At 41.3% G+C, this 22,012-nt stretch carries 15 protein-coding genes; 10 read left to right on the top strand and 5 right to left on the bottom strand.

What is annotated here, in order from left to right; genetic code table 11:
* Window position 1: 1 nt before the first annotated feature.
* Window positions 2–2,164 carry an alginate lyase family protein gene (locus NQ546_RS02580; RefSeq protein ID WP_004291737.1) on the bottom strand — a complete coding sequence of 721 codons (2,163 nt, stop codon included), beginning with the start codon at window positions 2,162–2,164 and terminating at the stop codon, window positions 2–4.
* A 468-nt stretch (window positions 2,165–2,632) separates the two neighbouring features.
* Between NQ546_RS02580 and NQ546_RS02575 the strand changes: the two genes are divergently transcribed.
* From NQ546_RS02575 to NQ546_RS02560, 4 genes are read left to right on the top strand one after another with little or no spacing between them, the layout of a single operon-like run.
* Window positions 2,633–5,740, top strand: a complete 3,108-nt coding sequence (locus NQ546_RS02575; RefSeq protein WP_004291734.1) for a SusC/RagA family TonB-linked outer membrane protein — start codon at window positions 2,633–2,635, stop codon at window positions 5,738–5,740.
* A gap of 18 nt (window positions 5,741–5,758) precedes the next feature.
* Window positions 5,759–7,204 (top strand): RagB/SusD family nutrient uptake outer membrane protein, encoded by a 1,446-nt coding sequence (locus tag NQ546_RS02570; protein ID WP_229074268.1) that lies wholly within the window; start codon window positions 5,759–5,761, stop codon window positions 7,202–7,204.
* A gap of 5 nt (window positions 7,205–7,209) precedes the next feature.
* On the top strand, window positions 7,210–8,790 hold the full coding sequence (locus NQ546_RS02565; RefSeq protein ID WP_004291730.1) for a sialate O-acetylesterase: 1,581 nt from the start codon (window positions 7,210–7,212) through the stop codon (window positions 8,788–8,790).
* Between the two features lie 30 nt (window positions 8,791–8,820).
* Window positions 8,821–11,091: a polysaccharide lyase 6 family protein gene (locus NQ546_RS02560; RefSeq protein WP_004291728.1), complete on the top strand. Its 2,271-nt coding sequence runs from the start codon at window positions 8,821–8,823 to the stop codon at window positions 11,089–11,091.
* Window positions 11,092–11,148: 57 nt separating this feature from the next.
* Here the strand turns inward: NQ546_RS02560 and NQ546_RS02555 are convergent, their stop codons facing one another.
* Window positions 11,149–11,628, bottom strand: a complete 480-nt coding sequence (locus NQ546_RS02555) for a pyridoxamine 5'-phosphate oxidase family protein (protein WP_004291726.1) — start codon at window positions 11,626–11,628, stop codon at window positions 11,149–11,151.
* Window positions 11,629–11,669: 41 nt separating this feature from the next.
* On the bottom strand, window positions 11,670–13,829 hold the full coding sequence (gene rnr / locus NQ546_RS02550; protein WP_004291724.1) for a ribonuclease R: 2,160 nt from the start codon (window positions 13,827–13,829) through the stop codon (window positions 11,670–11,672).
* Between the two features lie 159 nt (window positions 13,830–13,988).
* Between rnr and NQ546_RS02545 the strand changes: the two genes are divergently transcribed.
* Genes NQ546_RS02545 through NQ546_RS02535 form a run of 3 tightly spaced genes read left to right on the top strand, consistent with a single transcriptional unit; the run spans window position 13,989 to window position 16,893 of the window.
* Window positions 13,989–14,921 (top strand): cation diffusion facilitator family transporter, encoded by a 933-nt coding sequence (locus tag NQ546_RS02545; RefSeq protein ID WP_004291722.1) that lies wholly within the window; start codon window positions 13,989–13,991, stop codon window positions 14,919–14,921.
* 8 nt (window positions 14,922–14,929) lie between these two features.
* Entirely contained in the window at window positions 14,930–15,937 is a 1,008-nt protein-coding gene (locus NQ546_RS02540; RefSeq protein ID WP_004291720.1) for an NAD-dependent epimerase/dehydratase family protein, read from the top strand.
* On the top strand, window positions 15,928–16,893 hold the full coding sequence (locus tag NQ546_RS02535; protein ID WP_004291718.1) for a phosphatase PAP2 family protein: 966 nt from the start codon (window positions 15,928–15,930) through the stop codon (window positions 16,891–16,893). The genes NQ546_RS02540 and NQ546_RS02535 overlap by 10 nt, the downstream gene beginning before the upstream one ends.
* Here NQ546_RS02535 and dusB read toward each other — a convergent pair.
* Window positions 16,886–17,869: a tRNA dihydrouridine synthase DusB gene (gene dusB, locus NQ546_RS02530; RefSeq protein ID WP_004291716.1), complete on the bottom strand. Its 984-nt coding sequence runs from the start codon at window positions 17,867–17,869 to the stop codon at window positions 16,886–16,888. The two genes, NQ546_RS02535 and dusB, sit on opposite strands and share 8 nt — an antisense overlap.
* A gap of 90 nt (window positions 17,870–17,959) precedes the next feature.
* Here dusB and NQ546_RS02525 point away from each other — a divergent pair, with 90 nt between their 5' ends.
* The 3 genes from NQ546_RS02525 (at window position 17,960) to dprA (ending at window position 20,849) form a co-directional block, all read left to right on the top strand.
* Complete coding sequence (locus NQ546_RS02525; RefSeq protein WP_004291714.1) at window positions 17,960–19,246, top strand: peptidase U32 family protein; 1,287 nt, start codon at window positions 17,960–17,962, stop codon at window positions 19,244–19,246.
* An 84-nt stretch (window positions 19,247–19,330) separates the two neighbouring features.
* The gene (locus tag NQ546_RS02520; protein ID WP_004291712.1) at window positions 19,331–19,738 is read left to right on the top strand and encodes an acyl-CoA thioesterase; all 408 of its coding nucleotides are present in this window, start codon (window positions 19,331–19,333) and stop codon (window positions 19,736–19,738) included.
* Entirely contained in the window at window positions 19,731–20,849 is a 1,119-nt protein-coding gene (gene dprA / locus NQ546_RS02515; protein ID WP_004291710.1) for a DNA-processing protein DprA, read from the top strand. The genes NQ546_RS02520 and dprA overlap by 8 nt, the downstream gene beginning before the upstream one ends.
* A 399-nt stretch (window positions 20,850–21,248) precedes the next feature.
* On the opposite strand, the gene NQ546_RS02510 is transcribed toward dprA, so the two are convergent.
* The gene (locus NQ546_RS02510; RefSeq protein WP_004291708.1) at window positions 21,249–22,004 is read right to left on the bottom strand and encodes a succinate dehydrogenase/fumarate reductase iron-sulfur subunit; all 756 of its coding nucleotides are present in this window, start codon (window positions 22,002–22,004) and stop codon (window positions 21,249–21,251) included.
* Window positions 22,005–22,012 lie beyond the last annotated feature (8 nt).

Below are 22,012 nucleotides of genomic sequence, written 5' to 3'. Positions count from 1 at the left end.
GTTATTTTATTTCGCAGACTCCTTGCCAGCTATAATCTCTTATTTTATGTACAGAATGTGGATTATTATCTGTATTCGCAAAACAGATAGTTATGGCCTGTTTATTTTTAGTTGTAACTTTGAGGATAGTATATTCCTCTGTGTCCATTATAATTTGGATGTTTTGTACGTTTGTGTAAGGAGCTAATGTATATTCCAGACGTGGGTTGTATTCTCCGTGTGCTTCTATGAGAGATACGAATGTATGATTATCACTCTCTTTCTGGCGAAACATTAAGCAAGGATCGTTTCTCAAATTGAAGTTAGGGTCGTTACCACCAATTCTGGTTAGAAATATCTCTGTATTTTCATCGGTTACAGCGGTTAATGTATAGAATCTATTATCGTTTAACCAAGTGGTAGAAGTTGTCTCTTGCCTGGGGTTTCCTTGTGCTTCTATCCATAAATGTTGGTATCCGTTTTTGCTGCCTAACAAAGTGCGAGTTGTATCGAATGCGTTGTATTTATAATCAGTATTAATGAGATGCCCTTTATAATAATAAGGCAAATCGTATTGATGTTTTTTTTGTGAAATTATTTTGAATATATCAATAATGAGAGGATGTTCAAAAGCAGGATGGGAGATTAGCAGTAGATTTCGCTGCATAGTTACTCCGGGAACAGCGTGTTTGTCTTTTGCACTGATCATTTTTACCTGTTCGCCATTGATGAAAGCATAGAATGTGGGAGAGTATTTTGATGCTTCGTCCAATTTACCATTGAAGTGGCTGGTTTCGTCGACTATTAGGGTGTTATGCCCTATTGTTTGCTTACTAAAGCTATTATTTTCAGGTAAATAATGGCCGCCATTTTTAGGCTCTATATTTAAAAAACGTGCAGCCCCGTAGTCTTGTATTATTTCTTTATTATTGTCGTAATAGGTAAATGATAACCTATCAAAGTGTCCATGTCCCATACCCTGTGATGTGTATTTTAGAGCTACACAGCTTTCATTATTTTTATTTGGGCAGCGTAGAATTCCAATGCCACCCTCGTCGCCTTTGGCTCCATCGCTTATGACCATTGTTTGATGTATAAAAGGTTGTGCAAGTTCTATGTCAGTAGCAACTTTATATCCAGCTTCATTTAGGATAACAGTATTTTGTTCTTTTGCTATAGATAATAGTTGTTTGTTGCCTGTTCTATTATAGGAGATATCAATACCCCAAACTAACTCTGTACTGTGCCAGGTCTTGTCTAAAGCGTCATTGAAATGAAAGAATTGGCCGTTGTTTTCAGACATTTGTAATAGGGTAGTGACGGCTTTTAATATTACTCCATTTTTATATTCAAATATTTTTCTTTCAGGCTCATTGTTCTCAATAGCTTGAGCAAACATAATGAATGGCTGTAATGAATATCTCTGATAATAAGGCCCTTCCTCGAAATATCCGTCGGGTGAAAAAAGTTGATCTATTTGCCTAATAAAACCACTTTTTCCGCTTTTATCTAGTCCATATAATGCTTTCTCTAGCATATCTTTATCTCCCATAACATAGGAAATCATCCCCACTCCTGTTACTGCCCAGGTAGCGTGGTTGTGAATTTTTTCGAATGTGGATTTATTGTGTATAGCGATAAATTCAACCATTGGCTTAAATAAATTATTTTCAATAAACTCTCTTTCTTTGGGATTTAAGTAATTATATATACAATCATAGGCTTGAGATGTGTATACTAACCAAACACATTCATTTAACCCTTGCCAAAAGAGCTTTCCTCTATAATTAGATTTTTGAATTGGATGTAAGGGTAGATTAGGATACATTTCTGCATATTGTATAAGCATTTTTTTTACATATTCCGCATATTCTTTTTTTTCAGTTAATTGGAAAAGTACACCTGCATTATACATGTTATTATAGTTGCGCTTATGTTGTTCGTGTGTATAGCCACCTCCTGCGTCTTTAGGAAGTGGAACTTCTATCGGTTGTTTTAAGATAGGATATATTTGATTTTTTATTTGAGTTAATGTCGTATTGAATAGCATAGCCGGCTTATTTTGAGCTTTTATTTTTTCAATTCCTTTTTGAGTAAGCAATAAGCAGGGATGCTCTGGTAACTTGGCCTGGATTGTAAATGCCAGAAATAAGAAAATAGTTGTTAGAATACTTTTTGTTTTCATGAGTATTTCTTTGTTTTAAATTGGTTTTCCAAAAATAGTGGTTAATTTTATTTTGAGCAAATAAAATACCAGATATTTTTTATGTTTTTTATCATAGGTTCACCTAATATTTTTTTGTGCGCACTTTTTATGATTGTTCCCTTTCTTCTTTTGCTTTCTTTGTTTAAATATAAATATGTTGATTATTAGTATATTATATTGATTTTTGCTTAATGATATAATAATGTACGCGTACTATTTTATGTGTATATCGTTATTTATAGAACCCTTATGTGGTAATATGATTTATTTTATATTTTTCTTCTTTTTACTTTGATATTATTAAAAATACTATTATTTTTGGCAAACCAATTTGTGCAGTGATCAACTTTTCTGTAGCGAATGGCTATGGAAGATGGTAAAACTACTATTAGGATTATTATCTTATTGTGATATATATTTATTGTTAATCATTAATTTTATAGTTTTATGAAGAACAGACAATTATTTCAAACTGCTTCTCGGCGAACTTTTTTGTTAATCATGTTTTGCTGGATGCAACTGTATGGTATGGCGATTTTTGCCCAAACGAAAATTGTGACAGGCCAAGTTATAGATGTGACACATTCGCCTTTGCCTGGTGTGAATATTCTTGTAAAGGGGACTACTATTGGATGTATTACTGATATTGATGGAAATTACTCAATTAGTGTACCAGATTTAGAAGCAGACATTCTTGTATTTTCATATATCGGGTTTACTCAGAAAGAAGTAGCTTGCAAAGGACAGCCAAAAATAAATGTAACTTTGACTGAGGATCAACAACAGCTAGATGAAGTAGTAGTGGTTGGTTATGGTGTTCAGAAGAAATCTCATTTAACAGGTTCTATTTCAAAAATTAAAAATGAGAATCTGGGGCAATTGCCCGTTTCTCGTGCAGACCAGGCGTTAGTTGGTAAATTGGCGGGTGTGCAAATTCAAAATGTTTCAGCGCAATCGGGAGCTAGTCCTAAAATTCAGATACGTGGTATTGGGTCTATTTCTGCAGATACGAATCCTCTGATCGTAGTAGACGGTTATCCTATCCCAGGAGATTTGTCAGATGTTGATATGAATGATGTAGAATCTATTGAGGTATTGAAAGATGCTGCATCAGCTGCTATTTATGGTTCAAGAGGTGCAAATGGTATTATTATTGTGACTACACGTAGTGGTAGCTCTGAAGGCTCTAAACCTACTATTCGCATAAATAGTTATGGTGGTGTTAAAGAGCGACTGTTGAAAGGAATACAACGTACACGTCCTGAAGATTGGAAGATAAAAGCAGAACAAATATATGCAGAAATGGGTAGACCGACCAGTGGAGCTCATGCGTCTATGGTAGATGATATGAAAAAAGTTTATGTTGCTTCTGATGTTTTGGGAACTCAAACTGACTGGGTAGAAGAAACAATAAAACTGGGATATATACAGAACCATCAGATTAGTGTTTCTGGCGGTTCAAAAAACGTGAACTACTACGCATCTGGTTCTTTTTTGGATGAGAAAGGAATTGTTATAACAGATCGTTATAAAAAGTTTAATTTAAATGCTAAGGTTGATGCTAAGATTAATGATAAATTAGAATTCGGCGTCAATGTGAATGCAGTTGTTGATTCCCAACGCGCTTATCGTTCAGGATCTCAATCAAATATTAATCAGGTATTTAGAGATGCTATGTACATCCCAGTAAGGCATACTGCTGAGACAATTGAATGGGCTCGTTTGTCTGATCCTACATTAAATATAGGTGACTATGCTCATGAATATCATTTTTCGAAAGTCCCTTATAATGGAGAATATATTAGTGTAAAAAATGCTGGTGGTAATAATGGTATTTCTACTACTTTAGAGCGTAATGATAGAACTGGTTATATTAAAGCCTTAGGAAATATCTACTTACAGTATCAACCTGTTAAAGGTTTGATTTTAAAAAGTTCTTTTGGTGGATATGCTTCTATGATGGACTATAAATTTTATCAGAGTAGTTTAGCTCATAATAATGGTAAAACGAGCGGACAATATAAAACTGCAAAAGTAATAGATTGGTTGAATGAAAATATTGCGACCTATACTCCTAATTTAGGAGAAAATCATTCTTTAAGTATATTGGCTGGTTATACAGTTCAAAAGACTACAGGCTATAATAGCAATATGACAGCTTCAGACTTTCCGACTGATAATATTCAAACCTTGAATGCTGGTATCATTAACTCGGGTAATACTACTGAGTATGAGGAACTGCTATTATCGGCACTAGGACGTGTCACATATTCTTATAAAGGTAAATATCTTGCTTCTGTAAGTTCACGTTGGGATGGAAGTTCTCGTTTCGGTATTAATAATAAATGGGGGTATTTCCCTTCAGTATCTTTAGGTTGGCGTATTTCTGAGGAATCATTCTTTACTCCGGTTAAGAAGATAATTGATGAATTAAAGATTAGAGCAAGTTTTGGTGCCAGTGGTAATAAAAATATTGGTAATTACCAAGCATTTGGTCTTCTTTCACAGTCCAATGCTGTAATCAATAATAAAGTAACTCCTGGATATACACAAATTTCCAGTGAAAATAAAGACTTGGGTTGGGAGAGAACTTATCAGTATAATGGTGGTTTTGATTTGGGTATGTTTAATAATCGTTTGAGAATTAATCTTGATGCTTACTATACGATAACGGATAAACTACTTTTGGAAAGAGAGATCTCTAGTATGACGGGACAAACAAACCAGTTGGTTAATATGGGTAAAATGAGTAATACCGGTTATGAAATTGAAATTACAACCCAGAATATTCAAACAAAGGATTTCTCTTGGTCTACAAGTTTAAATATTGCACAGAACTTTAATAAGGTTTTAAACTTAGGTGGTGTAGATAAGATTATAAGCAGTCCTAAAGGAGAAGAAAAACGTCCTACATATTTTGTAACTGAGGTCGGTAAACCTTTAGTTCAATTCTATGGCTTTGTTGTTGAAAAAGAGATTCCTAACGAAGGGCTTATCAGTCCTGTATGGCCGGTTGATGTGAAACCAGAATTGGTACATGTTAAAGACTTGGACGGCAATGGAAAAATAGACGATGATGATATGGTAGCACAGGGCTCTCCATATCCGAAAGTAACTTGGGGTATGACTAATGATTTAAAATGGAAAGATTTCGATTTAAATGTAGTGGTTCAAGGGTCACATGGTAATAAAGTATTTAATATTGATGAGCATTATGCTCAGAGTCAATGGAATGGGAAATTGTTGCCAGAGTACCAGAATTCCTATAATAATATCAAACATAAAGCTTCAGCCTGCTGGTTTGTAGAGGATGCTTCTTTTATTGCAATACGCAGTATCAATTTAGGATATACATTGCCTAAAAATATTATGAAGAACTGTTCATTACGTGTTTATGCGTCTATTTATAATCCATGCTATTTCTTGTTGGGTGATTATAAAGGGTATAATCCTGAAGGTATTAAGAGCTTTGATACTCCATTGATTGATGGTTATCAGAGTGGTGCAATGCCGTTGGCTCGTACTTATACGCTTGGCTTTAATTTTCAATTTTAATTACTAATGTTGACTGATATGAAAAAAATGAAATATATAATAGGTTTGGGTTTAAGCTTATTTTTGGCTTCCTGTACGGATGCATTGGATTTACAACCTAAATCAGATTTGACACAAACAAACTTCTTTAATAAGACAAGTGATGTTGAATTGGCTTTGGTTGGTTGTTATGACGGTCTCCAACAAATGTCTTTGAATCATGATTATGTATTGATGGAAATGCGTTCAGATCTTTCTTCTTCTTATTTGGCAGAAGGTGAGTTTGGATATATTGACACTTTTGTGAAAGATATTGTTGAGAGTGGTGATGTATATAATTATTGGAAAGCCTGTTTCAATGCTCTTTCCCGTACAAACTTAGTAATAGATAATTTGGGTATAGTAAATGATGAGGTGACTCGCAACCGAATAGAAGGTGAAGCACGCTTTATACGTGCATTAGTTTACTTTAATATGGTTCGTTTATGGGGGGATTTACCTATTATTACTCGTACGATAGATGCCAATGAAACAGATATGTTTCGCCGGAAGCCTCTTTCTGAGGTTTATTCTACTGTCATTATTCCCGATTTAGAGTTTGCTATAAATAATTTGCCTGACATGACTAAGGGCAAAGCAAATGCTATGGCAGCTAAAGCGTTGCTTGCTAAAGTATATCTTACTTTAGGTCGTCATTCCGATGCAAAGACTTTGCTTGCTACGTTGATTAATATGTCAGATCCTAGCAAGAGTACTGTTTCAGGAGTAGGATTAGCTTCAGACTATAGCTCTATATTCTCAGAAAGCACTAAATGGAATAGTGAGATATTATTTGCTGTTCAATTTAATTCTACTTCGGGTGAAGGACAAACATTTAGTTATGATTTTTCTGTATTTGGTGGTAATTCAGGTTTAAATACACCTACTACTCCATTCGCTGAGGAATGTGAAAGTGATGTTGTACGTAGCCAGACCAATTTAATGGAAGAAGATAAGGCGGGTATTTGGATTGTGTGTGGTAAATACTTGAAAAGGGGAACTAAGCCTTCACAAAAGGATAATGCTGCCGATGCTCCTATTTTACGTTATGCTGATGTACTTTTAATGTATGTTGAAGCGGTATTAGGTGCTCCCTCTGAACCTTATGCGAATGATATAACTAATGATGTGAATGCTTTAGCCGTTTATAATGCAGTGAGGGCACGTGCAGGGCATCTTCCCGTAACTTCGGTTTCTAGAAATGAATTACTTCAGGAACGTAAATTTGAGTTTGCGTTCGAAAACCAACGTTGGTTTGATTTACAGCGTGTAGTTGGAGTATCTGAAACGATTCGAATTATGGAAGCACACGGACAGGACTCTAGACTTTTACCAAAGCAGAAATTTACTAAGGTAGAAAGATTTCAAATGCTTTATCCTATTCCGGGACGTGAAATTCGTTTGTTAGGAAAAGAAATTTTATCTCAGAACGAGGGTTATAACTGATAAAAATGATGAAAAGAGGTTGTATATTTGTATGTTTGCAAATTTGTATCTGTTGGGGGCTCCTTTGGGGAGTCTCCACGGGTAATAATTTCCAGTTGTCTTTAGCTGAAGTTTTTGGTGAAGGAATGGTATTGCAGCAAGAAGATATAAATAATATTTGGGGAATAGGACGTCCTTTTGCTATAGTACAGGTCGAATTTCAAAATCAAAAAGTAAAGACAGAAGTTAAGCCTGACGGGCGCTGGATGTTGTCTTTGAAGAATCTGGCTGCTGGGGGGCCATATCGGTTAAAAGTAACTTCAGGAAATGAATCTGTTCTACTGTCTGAAGTGTATGTTGGAGAAGTGTGGTTAGCAACAGGACAATCAAATATGGAGCGTAAGCTGTTTATGAGTGAAAATGGAGAAGCTGTTGTTCGTTCAGCTAATAATCAGAATATTCATTTTCTAATAGTACCTCAAGTATATTATAAAGGGCATAATGTTAATAAAGAAATGAAATGGCAGACCGCAACAGCGCCACAAGTTGCGAATATGTCTGCCATCGGTTATTATTTTGCTTGTAAACTTCAGAAAGAATTAAATGTTCCTATTGGTATCATTTGTTGTTATCGTGGTGGAACGCCTGCTGAAGCTTGGGTGAAAGAAGAGACGCTGGAAAGAGATGATAAATTACGTCCTATTTTGGATAATTATCGTAAAGTTGCTATTATGGATGATACCTTATATGAGAAAAAAATGGAGGAGTATAAGGTACTTTATAGGGTTTATAATGACTCAGTGACTATGGGATATAAAAACGTTGTTCGTCCTTTCGAACCAGTGGGCCCTAAACATCATAAACGCCCTTGTGGATTGTATCATACTATGTTGCAGCGTATTATTCCTTATACGGCTAAAGGTGTAATTTGGTATCAAGGCGAGGGTAATGCAGAGCGGGCGGAGCAGTATAGAGTACTTTTTCCAGCATTAATTAGACAATGGCGTACTGATTTTCATCAACCTGATTTACCATTTTATTTTGTTCAGTTGTCGAATTTTGATCATCCTTTTTGGCAAGATCGTCCAAATTGGGCTGAGTTACGTGATGCCCAGCTATTTACATGGAAAACAGTAAAGAATACTGCTATGGTAGTCAGTATTGATAAAGGGGAGAAAAACGATGTACACCCTATTTATAAGAAACCTATTGGTGAACGTTTAGCATCCTGTGCTTTGCATTTGCAATATGATAAAAAAGTACCATATTCAGGCCCGGTATATAAATCAATGCAAATAAAAGACAATAAAGCAGAAATTAGTTTTGACTTTGTTTATTCTGGTTTGACTGCTTTGGGCGAGGAATTGAAAGGTTTTTCTATTTGTGGGGCGGATTATAATTTTGTATCGGCAAGAGCGGAAATTAGGGATGGAAAAGTATTTGTCTGGTCTGATGTTGTAGAGCGTCCTATTGCGGTACGTTATGGTTGGTCTAATTGGACGGAAGCTAATCTTTTTAATAAAGAGGGTTTCCCAGCAACTCCTTTCCGTACAGATAATTTCTCATTAATGACAGAGGGTATTTATTATCCGATGAAAATTCGTTAACTAGTGAAACTTTAATATATATAGCTTGTGATGCTTAAATCATTTATTAAACTTTGTTGGATTTTTCCTTTGTTGGCCGCATGTTCGCAAGGAAATTGGACTATTGACTTAAATTCTCTTCAAAATACTTTGGAGAAGGCTCGTCCAGGTGATACGATTTATATTAAATCAGGTACATATACAAATATCCAGTTACAACTCGAGGGGTATGGTACGGTAGAAGAGCCGATTGTTGTTATGACTCAACAACCAGGCAGTGTTTTTATAGAAGGTGTATCTAATCTTCGTTTATGTGGAGAATACGTTGAAATAAACGGATTGCATTTTCGTAATGGTTACACTCCTAAAGGAGCTGTGATTGAGTTTCGTAAAGGTGAAAAAGTTGCTAACAACTGCCGTATAACAGATTGTGTCATTGATTACTTCAATCCGATAGATCGTGGGGTATCTGGGAGCTGGATTCTTCTTTACGGACGAAATAATCGACTGGACCATAATTCTATTTTGGGTAAGCTTTATGCAGGAGTAACTTTGGCTGTTATTTTAAATGGTGAGAGAGACCGTAATAATAATCATAGAATTGATCACAATTATTTCGGTGAACGCCCGATATTGGGCTCAAATGGGGGCGAAACGATTCGTGTGGGAACCTCACATCATGCATTTTTTTCTTCGAATACAGTGATAGAAGATAATATGTTTCACCATTGTAATGGGGAAGTTGAAGTTGTTTCTATCAAATCAAGTGATAACATTATTCGTAATAATGTATTTTTAGAATGTCGTGGTATTTTGGCTTTACGTCATGGTAACCGTAATTTAGTTGAAGGAAACGCATTTATAGGAAATGGATTACCTTGTACAGGCGGAGTACGTGTAGTCAATGAAGGCCATATTATTAAGGGGAATTTGTTCTATGGGCTGAAAGGTGATCGTTTTTTTGCGGCTCTTGGGTTGATGAATGCGGTTCCTAATTCTTTACCTAACCGTTATCATCATGTAAAGGATGTAACGTTAGAAGATAATCGTTTTATTAATTGTGATAATATCCTATTTTGTGTAGGAAAAGATAATGAACGTACATTACCACCCTCAAATATCTCTTTTATCCGTAATCAGTTCATTAGTAAGTCAGATAAAGCGCTTTATCAGTCTTTTGATGATATTTCTGGCTTTACTTTTATTGATAATGTGGTGAATTATCCCTATACCGTAACACAAAGGGGTTTTCAGAATAATACGACTTTATTAGATAGTATTGATTTAAAGCCATATATGGAGAAAAAACTCGGTGCAAGTTGGTATACTTTTTCTGAAAATCATAAATTGATGCTTACTGGTAATGAAATCAGTGTGAAGGCAGGACAAAATACGCTATTAGAGGCTTTTAACAAAGCGCAGTCCGGTGATATTTTGAATCTCTCGGAAGAGGGTGTTTATTGGCTGGATAATACTTTGTTGATAGATAAATATATTCGTATTCAAGCAGACTCCCATTTATCTAAACGTCCCGTTTTATGTTTTAATGGTATGTCTGGTAAAGCATTTGTGACCATTGTCAATGGTGGAAACTTGGAAATACAAGGTCTTGCTTTCAATGGTGAAGGTGAGGCAGGGAAAGCTTTGTCTGAAGGTGGTATAACTGTGAAATCAGGTACTATTACTCCTTATTTACTTACTGTTGATAATTGCGAATTCTATAATTTCAATGAATCTGGCTTGGCTGCCATTCGTGGCGAAAAATCTACTTTCTCACCAATGGTGATTATCCGGAATTCTTTTTTTCATGACATGTCAGGGGAAGCAATTAATTTTGCTGGAGAGAAAGATGATAAAGGTAAATACAATGTAGAAGAGTTACATGTTGGTAATTGTATATTTTATCGATTATTAGGTAGTGCTTTGAATATTTATCGAGGTGGAAATGATGAAAGCACCAGTGGACCATTGCTGACAGTTAACCATTGTACAATTGAAAATGTGGACAATAAAGAACAAGGTTCTGCTATGCGTTTGATAGGAGTACAAAGTGCTACTGTGACTAATTGTTCTTTTGCCAACAGTGGAAAGGGAGGAGCCAGTATTCGTTTCAATGAGATGAGTTGGGATAAATTGTCAGTATCTTATATTAATCTGTATAATTCTGGGTGTATTGCTTCTTTTTGGGGTAAATTGGGGAGTAAGAGTATTACAAACTATAAACCTGAATATGTAGATGTGAATACTGGTAATTTTTATCAGACTTCAACATCACCATTAAGAAATAGAGCTTCTGACAAGAAAGATTTAGGAATCACATAATGATGTTAATAGATTTATTAGTTAGGTTAGGAGCGTGCAGGAAAGCACGCTCTTTTTTTATTTTACTTCACTCGGCCTTAATCCGAACGACCTGCAACTTATTTCATCCACTTTCACCTCCCATATTTTCACATTGCGCACAGCAGGTTCGGCATAGCTGCATTCATTGTCTGTATATTGCTTCATAAGCATGTCGAGTATCCGGCGCTTTTCATCCATATCTTCGATGAAACGCACTTTGCCCTTGCAGATAACGCTGCGGGATTTCATGCTGTAACTGCATGCCACTTGTTTGTGCATATACACCAGTTCGTGTCCTTCGCAGAAATTGATGCAGACTTGCGGATGCCGTACCACCATTTCCACTTTGCTTCCTTCGGACCCCGAGTGTAAGTAAACGGTATCGTTCTTCCAGGCAAAGTTCATGGGCACTATGTACGGATTGCCTTCTTTGTCGGTCATCCCCACCGTACAATAAGGGCATTTACGGATGATGTCTTCTATCTGTCTGCGATCTGTAATAGTAATTGTCTTCATGTATGTGTGTATATATGCTTTTATAAGGATGATGGTCTCTTTTATTCAATCAGTGCAAAGTCCAATTGCTTTTTCTCCAGGTTAGCACGTGCCACTTTGATGGTGATAGCGTCGCCGAGGCTGTATGTGCGTTTCTTCCGGCGTCCGCGCAAGCAATAGTTCTTTTCGTCGAACTCGTAGTAATCATCGTCGAGGTCGCGGATAGGTATCATTCCCTCACACTTATTCTCATTCAGCTCTACGTACAGCCCCCATTCGGTAACGCCTGAGATGACACCGTCGTACGTCTGTCCAAGGCGTTCTGTCATATATTCCACTTGCTTGTACTTGATAGAGGCGCGTTCCGCATTGGCAGCAATCTGTTCCATACTGCTGGAATGTTCGCAGAGGGCTTCGTATTTTTGTTCGGAAACGCTTCGTCCGCCTAAGTCTAAATATTTGGTCAGTAACCGGTGCACCAGCATGTCCGGATAGCGCCGGATAGGCGAAGTGAAGTGGGTGTAATAATCGAATGACAGCCCGTAATGTCCGATGTTGTGTACGGAATAACGCGCTTTTTGCATGGCGCGGATGGATACGGTTTCGATGAGGTTCTCCTCTTTCTTGCCTTGAATATCATCCAACAGGTGATTGATGGACTTGGATACATCCGTCTTGGTTCCGCTGGTGCGCAGCTTATAGCCAAAACGAGCGATGAATTGCGACAGGTTATCCAGCTTTTCGGGATCCGGAAGGTCGTGGATACGGTAAGGGAATACTTTTGGCTTTTTGCTTTTGGGCACGCGTCCTATCTTTTCGGCCACAGTGCGGTTGGCGAGCAGCATGAACTCCTCTACCAGCTTGTTGGCGTCTTTGGATTCTTTGAAATATACGCTGATGGGTTTGCCTTTTTCATCAATTTCGAACTTCACTTCATAGCGGTCGAAGTTAATGGCGCCGGCGGCGAACCGTTTTTCGCGTAATATCTTGGCAAGTGCGTCCAACTTGAGTATTTCTTCTTTAAAGTCTCCCTCTTTGGTTTCGATAATCTGCTGTGCCTCTTCGTAGGTGAAGCGACGGTCGGACTTGATAACTGTATGTACAATACGTGAGTTCTTTATCTCACCCTTGTCTGTCATTTCAAAGATAGCGGAGTAAGCCAGCTTCTCTTCGTTGGGGCGCAGCGAGCAGATGAAGTTGCAAAGCCGTTCAGGAAGCATCGGAATGGTACGGTCTACGAGATAGACGGAGGTGGCGCGTTTTTCGGCTTCTTTGTCGATGATGCTGTCTTCCGTTACGTAGTGTGTTACGTCGGCGATGTGTACGCCTACTTCCCAGAGGTTATCCTTCAGCTTGCGGACAGACAAGGCGTCGTCAAAGTCTTTGGCGTCTTTGGGGTCTATGGTAAGGGTGGTTATATTGCGGAAATCTTCACGTTTGGCATATTCTTCCGCAGGAATTTCGGCGGGTATCTTGTCTGCGGCTTTTTCTACGGAAGCAGGGTAGACATACGGCAGACCGAATTCGGCCAGGATGGCATGCATCTCGGTGGTATTGTCTCCGGCTTTTCCCAGGATGTCGATAACCTGACCGATGGGATTCTTGGCTTTGTCGGGCCATTCTACTACCTTGACGATGGCTTTATCTCCCGTCTTCCCGCCTTTCAGCTTCTCTTTGGGAATGAAGATGTCATTGGCCAGCGTGCGGTTTTCCGTAACAAGGAAGGCGTATGATTTGGCAACTTCCAGTGTACCTACGAAAGTGTCGTTGGCACGTTCTAGTATCTCGATGACTTCACCTTCGGCTTCGCGCCCGCGGCGCTTGGCATAGAAGGCAATGCGCACTTTGTCGCCCGCCATGGCGTGTGCCGAGTTGCGTTCGGCTACGAAGATGGGATCGCCGCCGCCTTCAGGAATGAAGGAGTTCTTGCCGTTGCTCTTGCGCTGGAAGATGCCTGTCATCTCCACGCCATGGTTATTTAACTTGTATTTATGCTTGTCCACTTCGGTGATGTAGTCATCATCCGACAGTTCGGATAGGATGTCCATACACAGCATCTTCAGCGGATGTGTGGTGAGGTGGAGTTGTTCGAAAATGTATTTCAGTGACAGTACTTCGTCTTGTTTTATGTGGAAGAAATCCAATAGCGCTTTGACAAGCTCTTTTTTCTTCATTCGCTTGCCAGCCTTTTTCTCTTTCTTTTCTTTTTTTGTCTTAGCCATAATCTGATATCTTTTTATCTTTCTTGCAAAGTAAACAAATAAATGTATTCACTCGTTCACTCCGGCTTCAAAATCTTCCTGTCTTACTGAAAATTATAACGGAACGGCCGCCCATAATGGATTTATGTACTATATTTGCAACAACTTAGAAAAAGTAAAATGGAAGTACAGCCTATGGATAAAGAAGATGCCGCAAGAGAAAAAGGAATTTACCACGTAACGGTTGTGGGAAGCGGGGTGAACTTCCTGTTGCTTCTATTTAAGTTCTTTGCGGGAATTGTGGGGCATAGTGCCGCAATGCTGGCCGATGCCGTCCACTCGTTGTCGGACTTTGTGACAGACATCATTGTCATTGTCTTCGTGCGCATCTCTTCCAAACCGGAAGATGAGGGGCACGATTACGGACATGGTAAATATGAGACATTGGCAACAGCCATTATCGGTATTGTATTACTTTTTGTCGGTTTTGGGATTTTGTGGAACGGCGCTTCATCCATTTATCATTTTCTGCATGGAGGTTCTTTGCAGGAACCGGGGATGCTGGCATTGATAGCGGCGCTGGTTTCCATCGTTTCTAAGGAAGCGCTTTATCGCTATACGGTGTTCAAGGGGAAGAAGCTGAATTCCCAGGCGGTGGTGGCTAACGCGTGGCATCATCGCAGTGACGCCCTTTCTTCCATAGGAACCGCTGTCGGCATCGGCGGAGCTATTCTTTTGGGAAATCATTGGCGGGTACTCGATCCGATAGCGGCTGTTGTTGTCAGTTTCTTCATCATGAAGGTGGCCATAAAGTTATTGGTTCCTTGCGTAGACGAGCTGTTGGAAAAGTCATTGCCTGCCGATGTGGAAAGTGAGATACAGAAAATTATCCTTTCTTTTCCCGGAGTGAGTTCGCCGCACCATCTGCGTACCCGCCGTATAGGCAGCTATTATGCGATAGAAGTGCATGTGCGCATGGACGGCAACATTACATTGGAGGAGGCGCACCGTACGGCAACAGCCATTGAAAGCACCTTGAAAGAGCGCTTCGGCAGGGGAACCCATGTCGGTATTCATGTGGAGCCGGTAAAGGAAATAATTCATAATTCATAATTAATAACGTGAAGTCAGTTTTAGTTACAGGAGCAAGTGGTTTTATCGGAAGTTTCATCGTGGAGGAAGCGTTGAAACGCGGGTTTGGCGTATGGGCGGGTATTCGTTCGTCCAGCAGCCGGGAGTATTTGCAAGATAGCAGGATACATTTTCTTGAACTCGACTTTGCCCATCCCGATGTGCTTTGTGCGCAGTTGTCCGCCCATAAGGAAGCCAATGGCAAGTTCGATTACATCATCCATTGCGCCGGGGCGACAAAGTGCGTGGACAAGAACGACTTCGACCGGGTGAATTATTTGCAAACCAGGAATTTTGCGGATACGTTGCGTAACTTGGATATGATTCCCGGACAGTTTATTTTTATCAGTACGCTAAGTGTGTTCGGTCCGGTACACGAAAAGTCATATACTCCGATAAGGGAAGAGGATACTCCGCTACCCAATACGGCTTATGGCCTTAGTAAGTTGAAGGCAGAGGCTTATCTGCAAAGCATGCCTGATTTCCCGTACGTCATTTACCGTCCTACGGGTGTCTATGGGCCGCGTGAGAAGGATTATTTTCTGGTGGCAAAGTCCATCCGGCAACACACCGACTTCTCAGTGGGTTTCCGCCGACAGGATTTGACGTTTGTCTATGTCAAAGATATTGTGCAGGCTGTGTTCCTTGGAATCGAGAAGCAAATATCCCGTCGCGCTTATTTTCTGGCAGACGGCAGGGTGTATCAGAGCCGCGCTTTTTCCGACTTGATACGGAAAGAATTGGGAAATCCGTTTGTAATTCGCCTGAGATGTCCGTTAATTATATTGAAAGTTGTATCTTTGCTCGCTGAATATTGGGCGAAATGTCGGAATACTACCAGTACGCTCAATTCGGACAAGTATAGAATAATGAAACAACGCAACTGGCAATGCGACATAACTCCGGCTGTCAAGGAACTTGGCTACCGCCCTGAATATGATTTGGAACGGGGAGTGAAAGAAACCATTGCCTGGTATAAAGATAAAGGATGGCTTTAGACTTATTCAAGAGAGTAGAAACCCGTAAAGGGCTTTTTGCGGTAGAGAAGATCACGCTGATATATAATCTGTTGACTTCCATTCTCATACTGTTTCTTTTCCAAGAAATGGATCATCCGGTGCAGATGCTTGTCGATCGCGTCGTGATTGCGGGTATGACGTTTCTACTGATGTATCTTTACCGGCTTGCGCCTTGTAAGTTTTCTGCTTTTATCCGTATAGCTATCCAGATGTCGCTGCTTTCTTACTGGTATCCCGACACATTTGAGTTCAACCGCATCTTTCCCAATCTCGACCATGTCTTCGCCTCAGCCGAGCAATGGGTATTCGGCGGACAGCCTGCCGTATGGTTCTGTTTGCGCTTCCCGCAGATGTGGGTCAGTGAACCGTTCAATATGGGTTACTTCTTCTACTATCCGATGATCCTTTTGGTGGTGGTGTGGTATTTCCTCTATCGTTTTGAGCTTTTTGAGAAAGTCTCGTTTGTCATAGTCACTGCCTTCTTTATTTATTATCTGTTTTATATCTTCGTGCCGGTGGCAGGACCACAGTTTTATTTTCCGGCCATTGGCGAGGAGAATGTAGCAAGAGGAGTATTTCCTTCTATCGGCGATTATTTCAACCATAATCAGGAGTTGCTTCCCGGACCGGGATACGAACATGGTTTCTTTTATAATTTGGTGGAGAGTTCGCAACAAGTGGGTGAGCGCCCGACGGCGGCTTTTCCCAGCTCGCATGTCGGCATGTCCACCATCCTGATGATTATGGCATGGCGGGGTAGCAAGCGTTTGTTTGCCGGACTGCTTCCTTTCTATTTGTTGCTGTGTGGGGCTACGGTGTATATTCAGGCTCATTACCTGATTGATGCCATTGTGGGCTTTTTCTCTGCCATCGTTCTCTATGTGGTGGTTACATGGATGTTCAAGCGATGGTTTGCGCAGCCGATGTTCAGGTGATGTTCAATTTTGCTATTTCGTTAAAGATGCGATATAGTTCTTCTTTCGTTTCTGCACGCAGCATGGCGATGCGTGTATCCCGGAAGTTGGGAATACCCTTGAATAGCGGGCTTGCCGCCAAATGGCGGCGTACATGCAGAATGCCTCTTCGTTCGTCCAGCAGTTTTACGCTGTCTTCCACTTCTTGCCGGAGCACGTTCAGCTTCCATTCGGAACTGAGGGGCGGCATTTCCTCGCCTGTCTCCAGATAATGTTTCACTTCCTTGAATATCCATGGACGGCCGAAGCTGGCGCGGCCTATCATGATAGCGTCCACTCCGTAACGGTCAAAACACTCTTTGGCTCTTTGGGGAGTGGTGATGTCGCCGTTGCCGATGATGGGGATATGCATGCGGGGATTGTTCCTGACTTCGCCAATCAGCGTCCAGTCCGCTTCGCCGGTGTACATTTGGGCGCGGGTACGGCCATGAATGGTAAGGGCGGCAATGCCACAGTCTTGCAGTTGCTCTGCCAGGTCCACGATAATCTTGTTGCTGGCATCCCAACCGAGACGGGTCTTTACGGTGACCGGTATTTTTACGGCATCCACTACGGAGCGGGTTATTTCGAGCATTTTGGGAATGTTCTGCAACATTCCGGCTCCTGCCCCTTTGCCGGCTACACGCTTCACCGGACATCCGAAGTTGATGTCCAGAATATCCGGATGTGCTTGTTCTACAATTCGTGCAGCTTCCACCATCGTGTCCGTATCTTTACCGTATATCTGTATGGCTACGGGACGCTCCTCGTCACTGATTTTCAGCTTCTGTTCGGTCTTACTGACGGAACGTATCAGTGCGTCGCTTGATACAAACTCAGTATATACCATGTCTGCTCCGAAGTTTTTGCACATCAGGCGGAAAGCCGGGTCGGTCACGTCTTCCATAGGGGCAAGCAATACAGGGTACTTGCCGAGGTCTATATTTTGAATCTTCATAATCTAACGGGATTTGGCTGCAAAAATACGGAAAAAAGGCTACCTTTGCGAAAAATAAGGTACGAATGTAATAATACAAATAGATTTGTTATGTCCTCTATCACTGATTTTGAAATAATGGCGCCGGTAGGTTCACGCGAGTCTCTTGCCGCAGCCATTCAGGCGGGTGCGGACTCTATTTACTTCGGTATAGAGAACCTGAATATGCGTGCCCGTTCCGCCAATACCTTTACTATTGACGATTTGCGGGAGATTGCTCAGACCTGTGATGAGCATGGTATGAAAAGTTATCTTACGGTAAATACCATTATATATGATAATGATATTCCTCTGATGCGCACCATTGTGGATGCGGCAAAAGCCGCCGGTATTTCGGCTGTGATTGCAGCGGATGTGGCTGTGATGAGTTATGCCCGGCAGATAGGGCAGGAGGTGCATTTGTCCACACAACTGAATATTTCGAATGTGGAGGCTTTGCGCTTTTATGCACAGTTTGCTGATGTAGTGGTGCTGGCGCGTGAGTTGAACTTGGAACAGGTGGCAGAGATTTACCGCCATATTCGCGAAGAGAATATCTGCGGACCGGGTGGTGAGCAGATACGCATCGAAATGTTCTGCCATGGCGCTTTGTGCATGGCGGTATCGGGCAAGTGTTATCTTTCGTTGCACGAGATGAACCATTCTGCCAACCGGGGAGCCTGTATGCAGGTGTGTCGCCGTTCCTATACGGTACGCGACAAGGAGACGGATGTAGAACTCGATATTGACAACCAATATATCATGTCGCCTAAGGACTTGAAGACTATCCATTTTATGAACAAGATGCTGGATGCCGGTGTGCGCGTGTTCAAGATTGAAGGGCGTGCCCGCGGTCCTGAGTATGTACGTACCGTAGTGGAATGCTATAAAGAAGCCATCCGTTCGTACGTGGAAGGTACATTCACCGATGAAAAGATAGCTGTCTGGGATGAACGTCTGAAAACCGTCTTTAACCGCGGATTTTGGGATGGCTATTATCTGGGACAACGTTTGGGCGAATGGACCCGGAATTATGGCTCGGCCGCTACGGAACGCAAAATCTATGTGGGTAAAGGGATTCGCTATTTCTCGAATATCGGTGTGGCGGAGTTTCTGGTGGAAGCCGCCGAAGTCAACGTGGGTGACAAACTGTTGATAACTGGGCCCACGACAGGGGCTGTCTTTACTACCCTGGAAGAAGCACGCGTGGATTTGAAGCCTGTGCAGACTGTTAGGAAAGGGCAGCATTTCTCGATGAAAGCGGATAAAATACGTCCCAGTGACAAACTCTACAAGCTGGTTTCTGTGGAGGAACTGAAGAAGTTCAAAGGTTTGGATATAGAAAACAAACGCGGCTGATTGCCCGATCGTCGATTGTCAATATATCTATGTGTCAGAGATAAAAGACGTGTTATCACGTAGGAATAAACCGTAAATATCAAAATGAATTATATTTATGAACTGAAAATGAAGGTCCGCGACTATGAGTGTGACCTGCAAGGCATTGTCAACAATGCCAACTATCAGCATTATCTGGAGCATACGCGGCATGAGTTCCTGTTGAGTACGGGTGTCAGCTTTGCCGCGCTGCATGAACAGGGTGTGAATCCGGTAGTGGCACGTATCAATATGGCTTTCAAGACACCGTTGAAAAGCGGTGACGAATTTGTGTCGAAGCTGGCTATGAAGAAAGAAGGCATCAAATATGTGTTTTATCAGGATATTTTCAGAGAGAGTGATAATAAAGTAGCCATTAAGGCGGTGGTTGAAACGGTATGTGTGGTTAACGGACGTTTAAGCGACAGCGAATTATTCGATAACGTCTTTGCCCCTTACCTCGACCATGAATAACGACGAACGCCTTTGTAGTATAGCTCTTCCGCTTTGCCCCGGTATAGGACATATCGGGGCAAAGCGTTTAATAGACGGTGCGGGAAGTGCCGTCAACGTTTTCAGACAGCGTAAAGAGTTGCCGAAACTCCTGCCCGGTGTAAATCCCTCCATAGTTACTGCTCTTGACTGTCCTGCCGCTTTTATTCGTGCCGAACGCGAAATGGGGTTTGTGGAAAAGAATCGCCTGACTTGCCTTACCTTGCAGGATGAGGCCTATCCTTCCCGGCTGCGTGAATGTGAAGATGCTCCGGTTGTCCTGTTCTTTAAAGGGAATGTCGATCTTAATCGTTTGCATGTCATCAATATGGTAGGTACGCGTCGTGCTACGGAATACGGTAAGCTGTTTTGTGCGGATTTCCTACACGATTTGTCCGCGCTTCTTCCTGATGTGCTGGTGGTGAGCGGACTTGCTTATGGCATTGATATTCATGCGCATCGTGCGGCTTTGGCCAATGATATTTCCACTGTCGCCGTCTTGGCTCATGGCTTGGACCGCATTTACCCCTCGCTTCATCGCAAAACGGCTGTTGATATGCTGGCAAATGGCGGGCTGCTTACGGAGTTTCTCACCGAAACTAATCCGGATAAACATAATTTTGTCAGCCGTAACCGTATTGTGGCCGGAATGTGTGATGCAACAATTGTAGTGGAGTCTGCTGCTAAAGGAGGTTCTTTGATTACAGCCGATTTAGCTGATGGCTATCATCGCGATTGCTTTGCCATACCCGGACGAGTGACGGATACGGCTTCTATCGGTTGCAATCAGTTGATACGGGATAATAAGGCGGCGCTTGTGCAAAGTGCAGGGGAGTTTGTGAAAATGATGGGTTGGACTGATACGGAACCGCCGGTTAAGGCAGAGGGTATCCAGCGAAGTTTGTTTCCGGAGTTGACGGAAGAGGAAGAGGCTGTGGTGCGTATATTGGTCCGCCAGGGTGATTTGCATATCAATACACTTGTGGTGGAAGCGGATATTCCCGTAAACCGCATGAGTGCCTTGCTCTTTGAACTGGAAATGAAAGGAGTGGTGAAAACGTTGGTTGGAGGAGTATATCATTTATTGGCATAAAAAAGGAGTACCGCTGTACTCCAACCTTTGTTAACCTTAAATCTAATACTATGAAAAAAATCACATGACAAATGTATGGTTTCTTTGTATATCTTCCAAATGTTTACTCTTTCTCGGAATTTCTTTTAATTATCTTTTAATGTTATTCACTGTTTTCGCACACGATTGACATCCTGATTTCAATGGGGAGTATATGCTGACGATATGATAATCCTTTGGGACAGCCTTTTCCCAGCTTCAGTAGTTTCTATGTAATAAAAAACTCTTCTACCGGTTTCCCGACAGAAGAGTTCTTTGTGATATTAATCAAATATAGTGAAAGCAAAGTGATAAACTTGAGCTTGCCCAGAGGTTTATCCGAAGCCGTATCCTATATTGTCTAAGATGTAGAAAGTACGGTTAGTCTTTCAGTTTTGCGATGATGAAGTCGCGGTTCAGACGTGCAATATTGCTGATGGAAATGTTCTTCGGACATTCAGCTTCACAAGCACGAGTATTTGTACAGTTACCGAAACCGAGTTCATCCATTTTGCTCAACATGGCTTTGGCACGACGTAATGCTTCCGGTTTGCCTTGGGGCAACAGATTCAGCTGGCTTACCTTAGCAGAAACGAATAGCATGGCAGAACCATTCTTACAAGCAGCTACACAGGCGCCACAGCCGATGCAAGAAGCGGCATCCATAGCTTCGTCAGCGATGGGCTTCGGGATCAGGATGGCATTGGCGTCCTGAGGAGCACCAGTGCGTACACTTACGTAACCACCGGCTTGCATAATTTTGTCGTATGCCGTACGGTCCACCATCAAGTCCTTGATTACCGGGAAGCCGGCAGAGCGCCAAGGTTCTACGGTGATCGTGTCACCGTCGTTGAAACGACGCATATAGATTTGGCAAGTAGTGGCACCTGTTGCAGGCCCATGTGGATGTCCGTTAATGTAGAGAGAACACATACCGCAGATACCTTCGCGGCAATCATGGTCGAATACAACCGGCTCTTTACCTTCACTAATGAGCTGTTCGTTCAGAATATCCAGCATTTCGAGGAATGAAGTATCGCCCGGGATATCTTTCATTTGGTATGTTTCAAAAGCGCCTTTTGCTTTTGGACCCTTTTGGCGCCATACCTTGAGCGTAAATGATATATTTTTATCCATTTTCTTTA

The sequence above is a fragment of the Bacteroides eggerthii genome, assembly GCF_025146565.1.
Lineage (GTDB): Bacteria > Bacteroidota > Bacteroidia > Bacteroidales > Bacteroidaceae > Bacteroides > Bacteroides eggerthii.
Note: the sequence above shows the minus strand (reverse complement) of the source record. Positions and strands in the feature narration are given on the sequence as shown.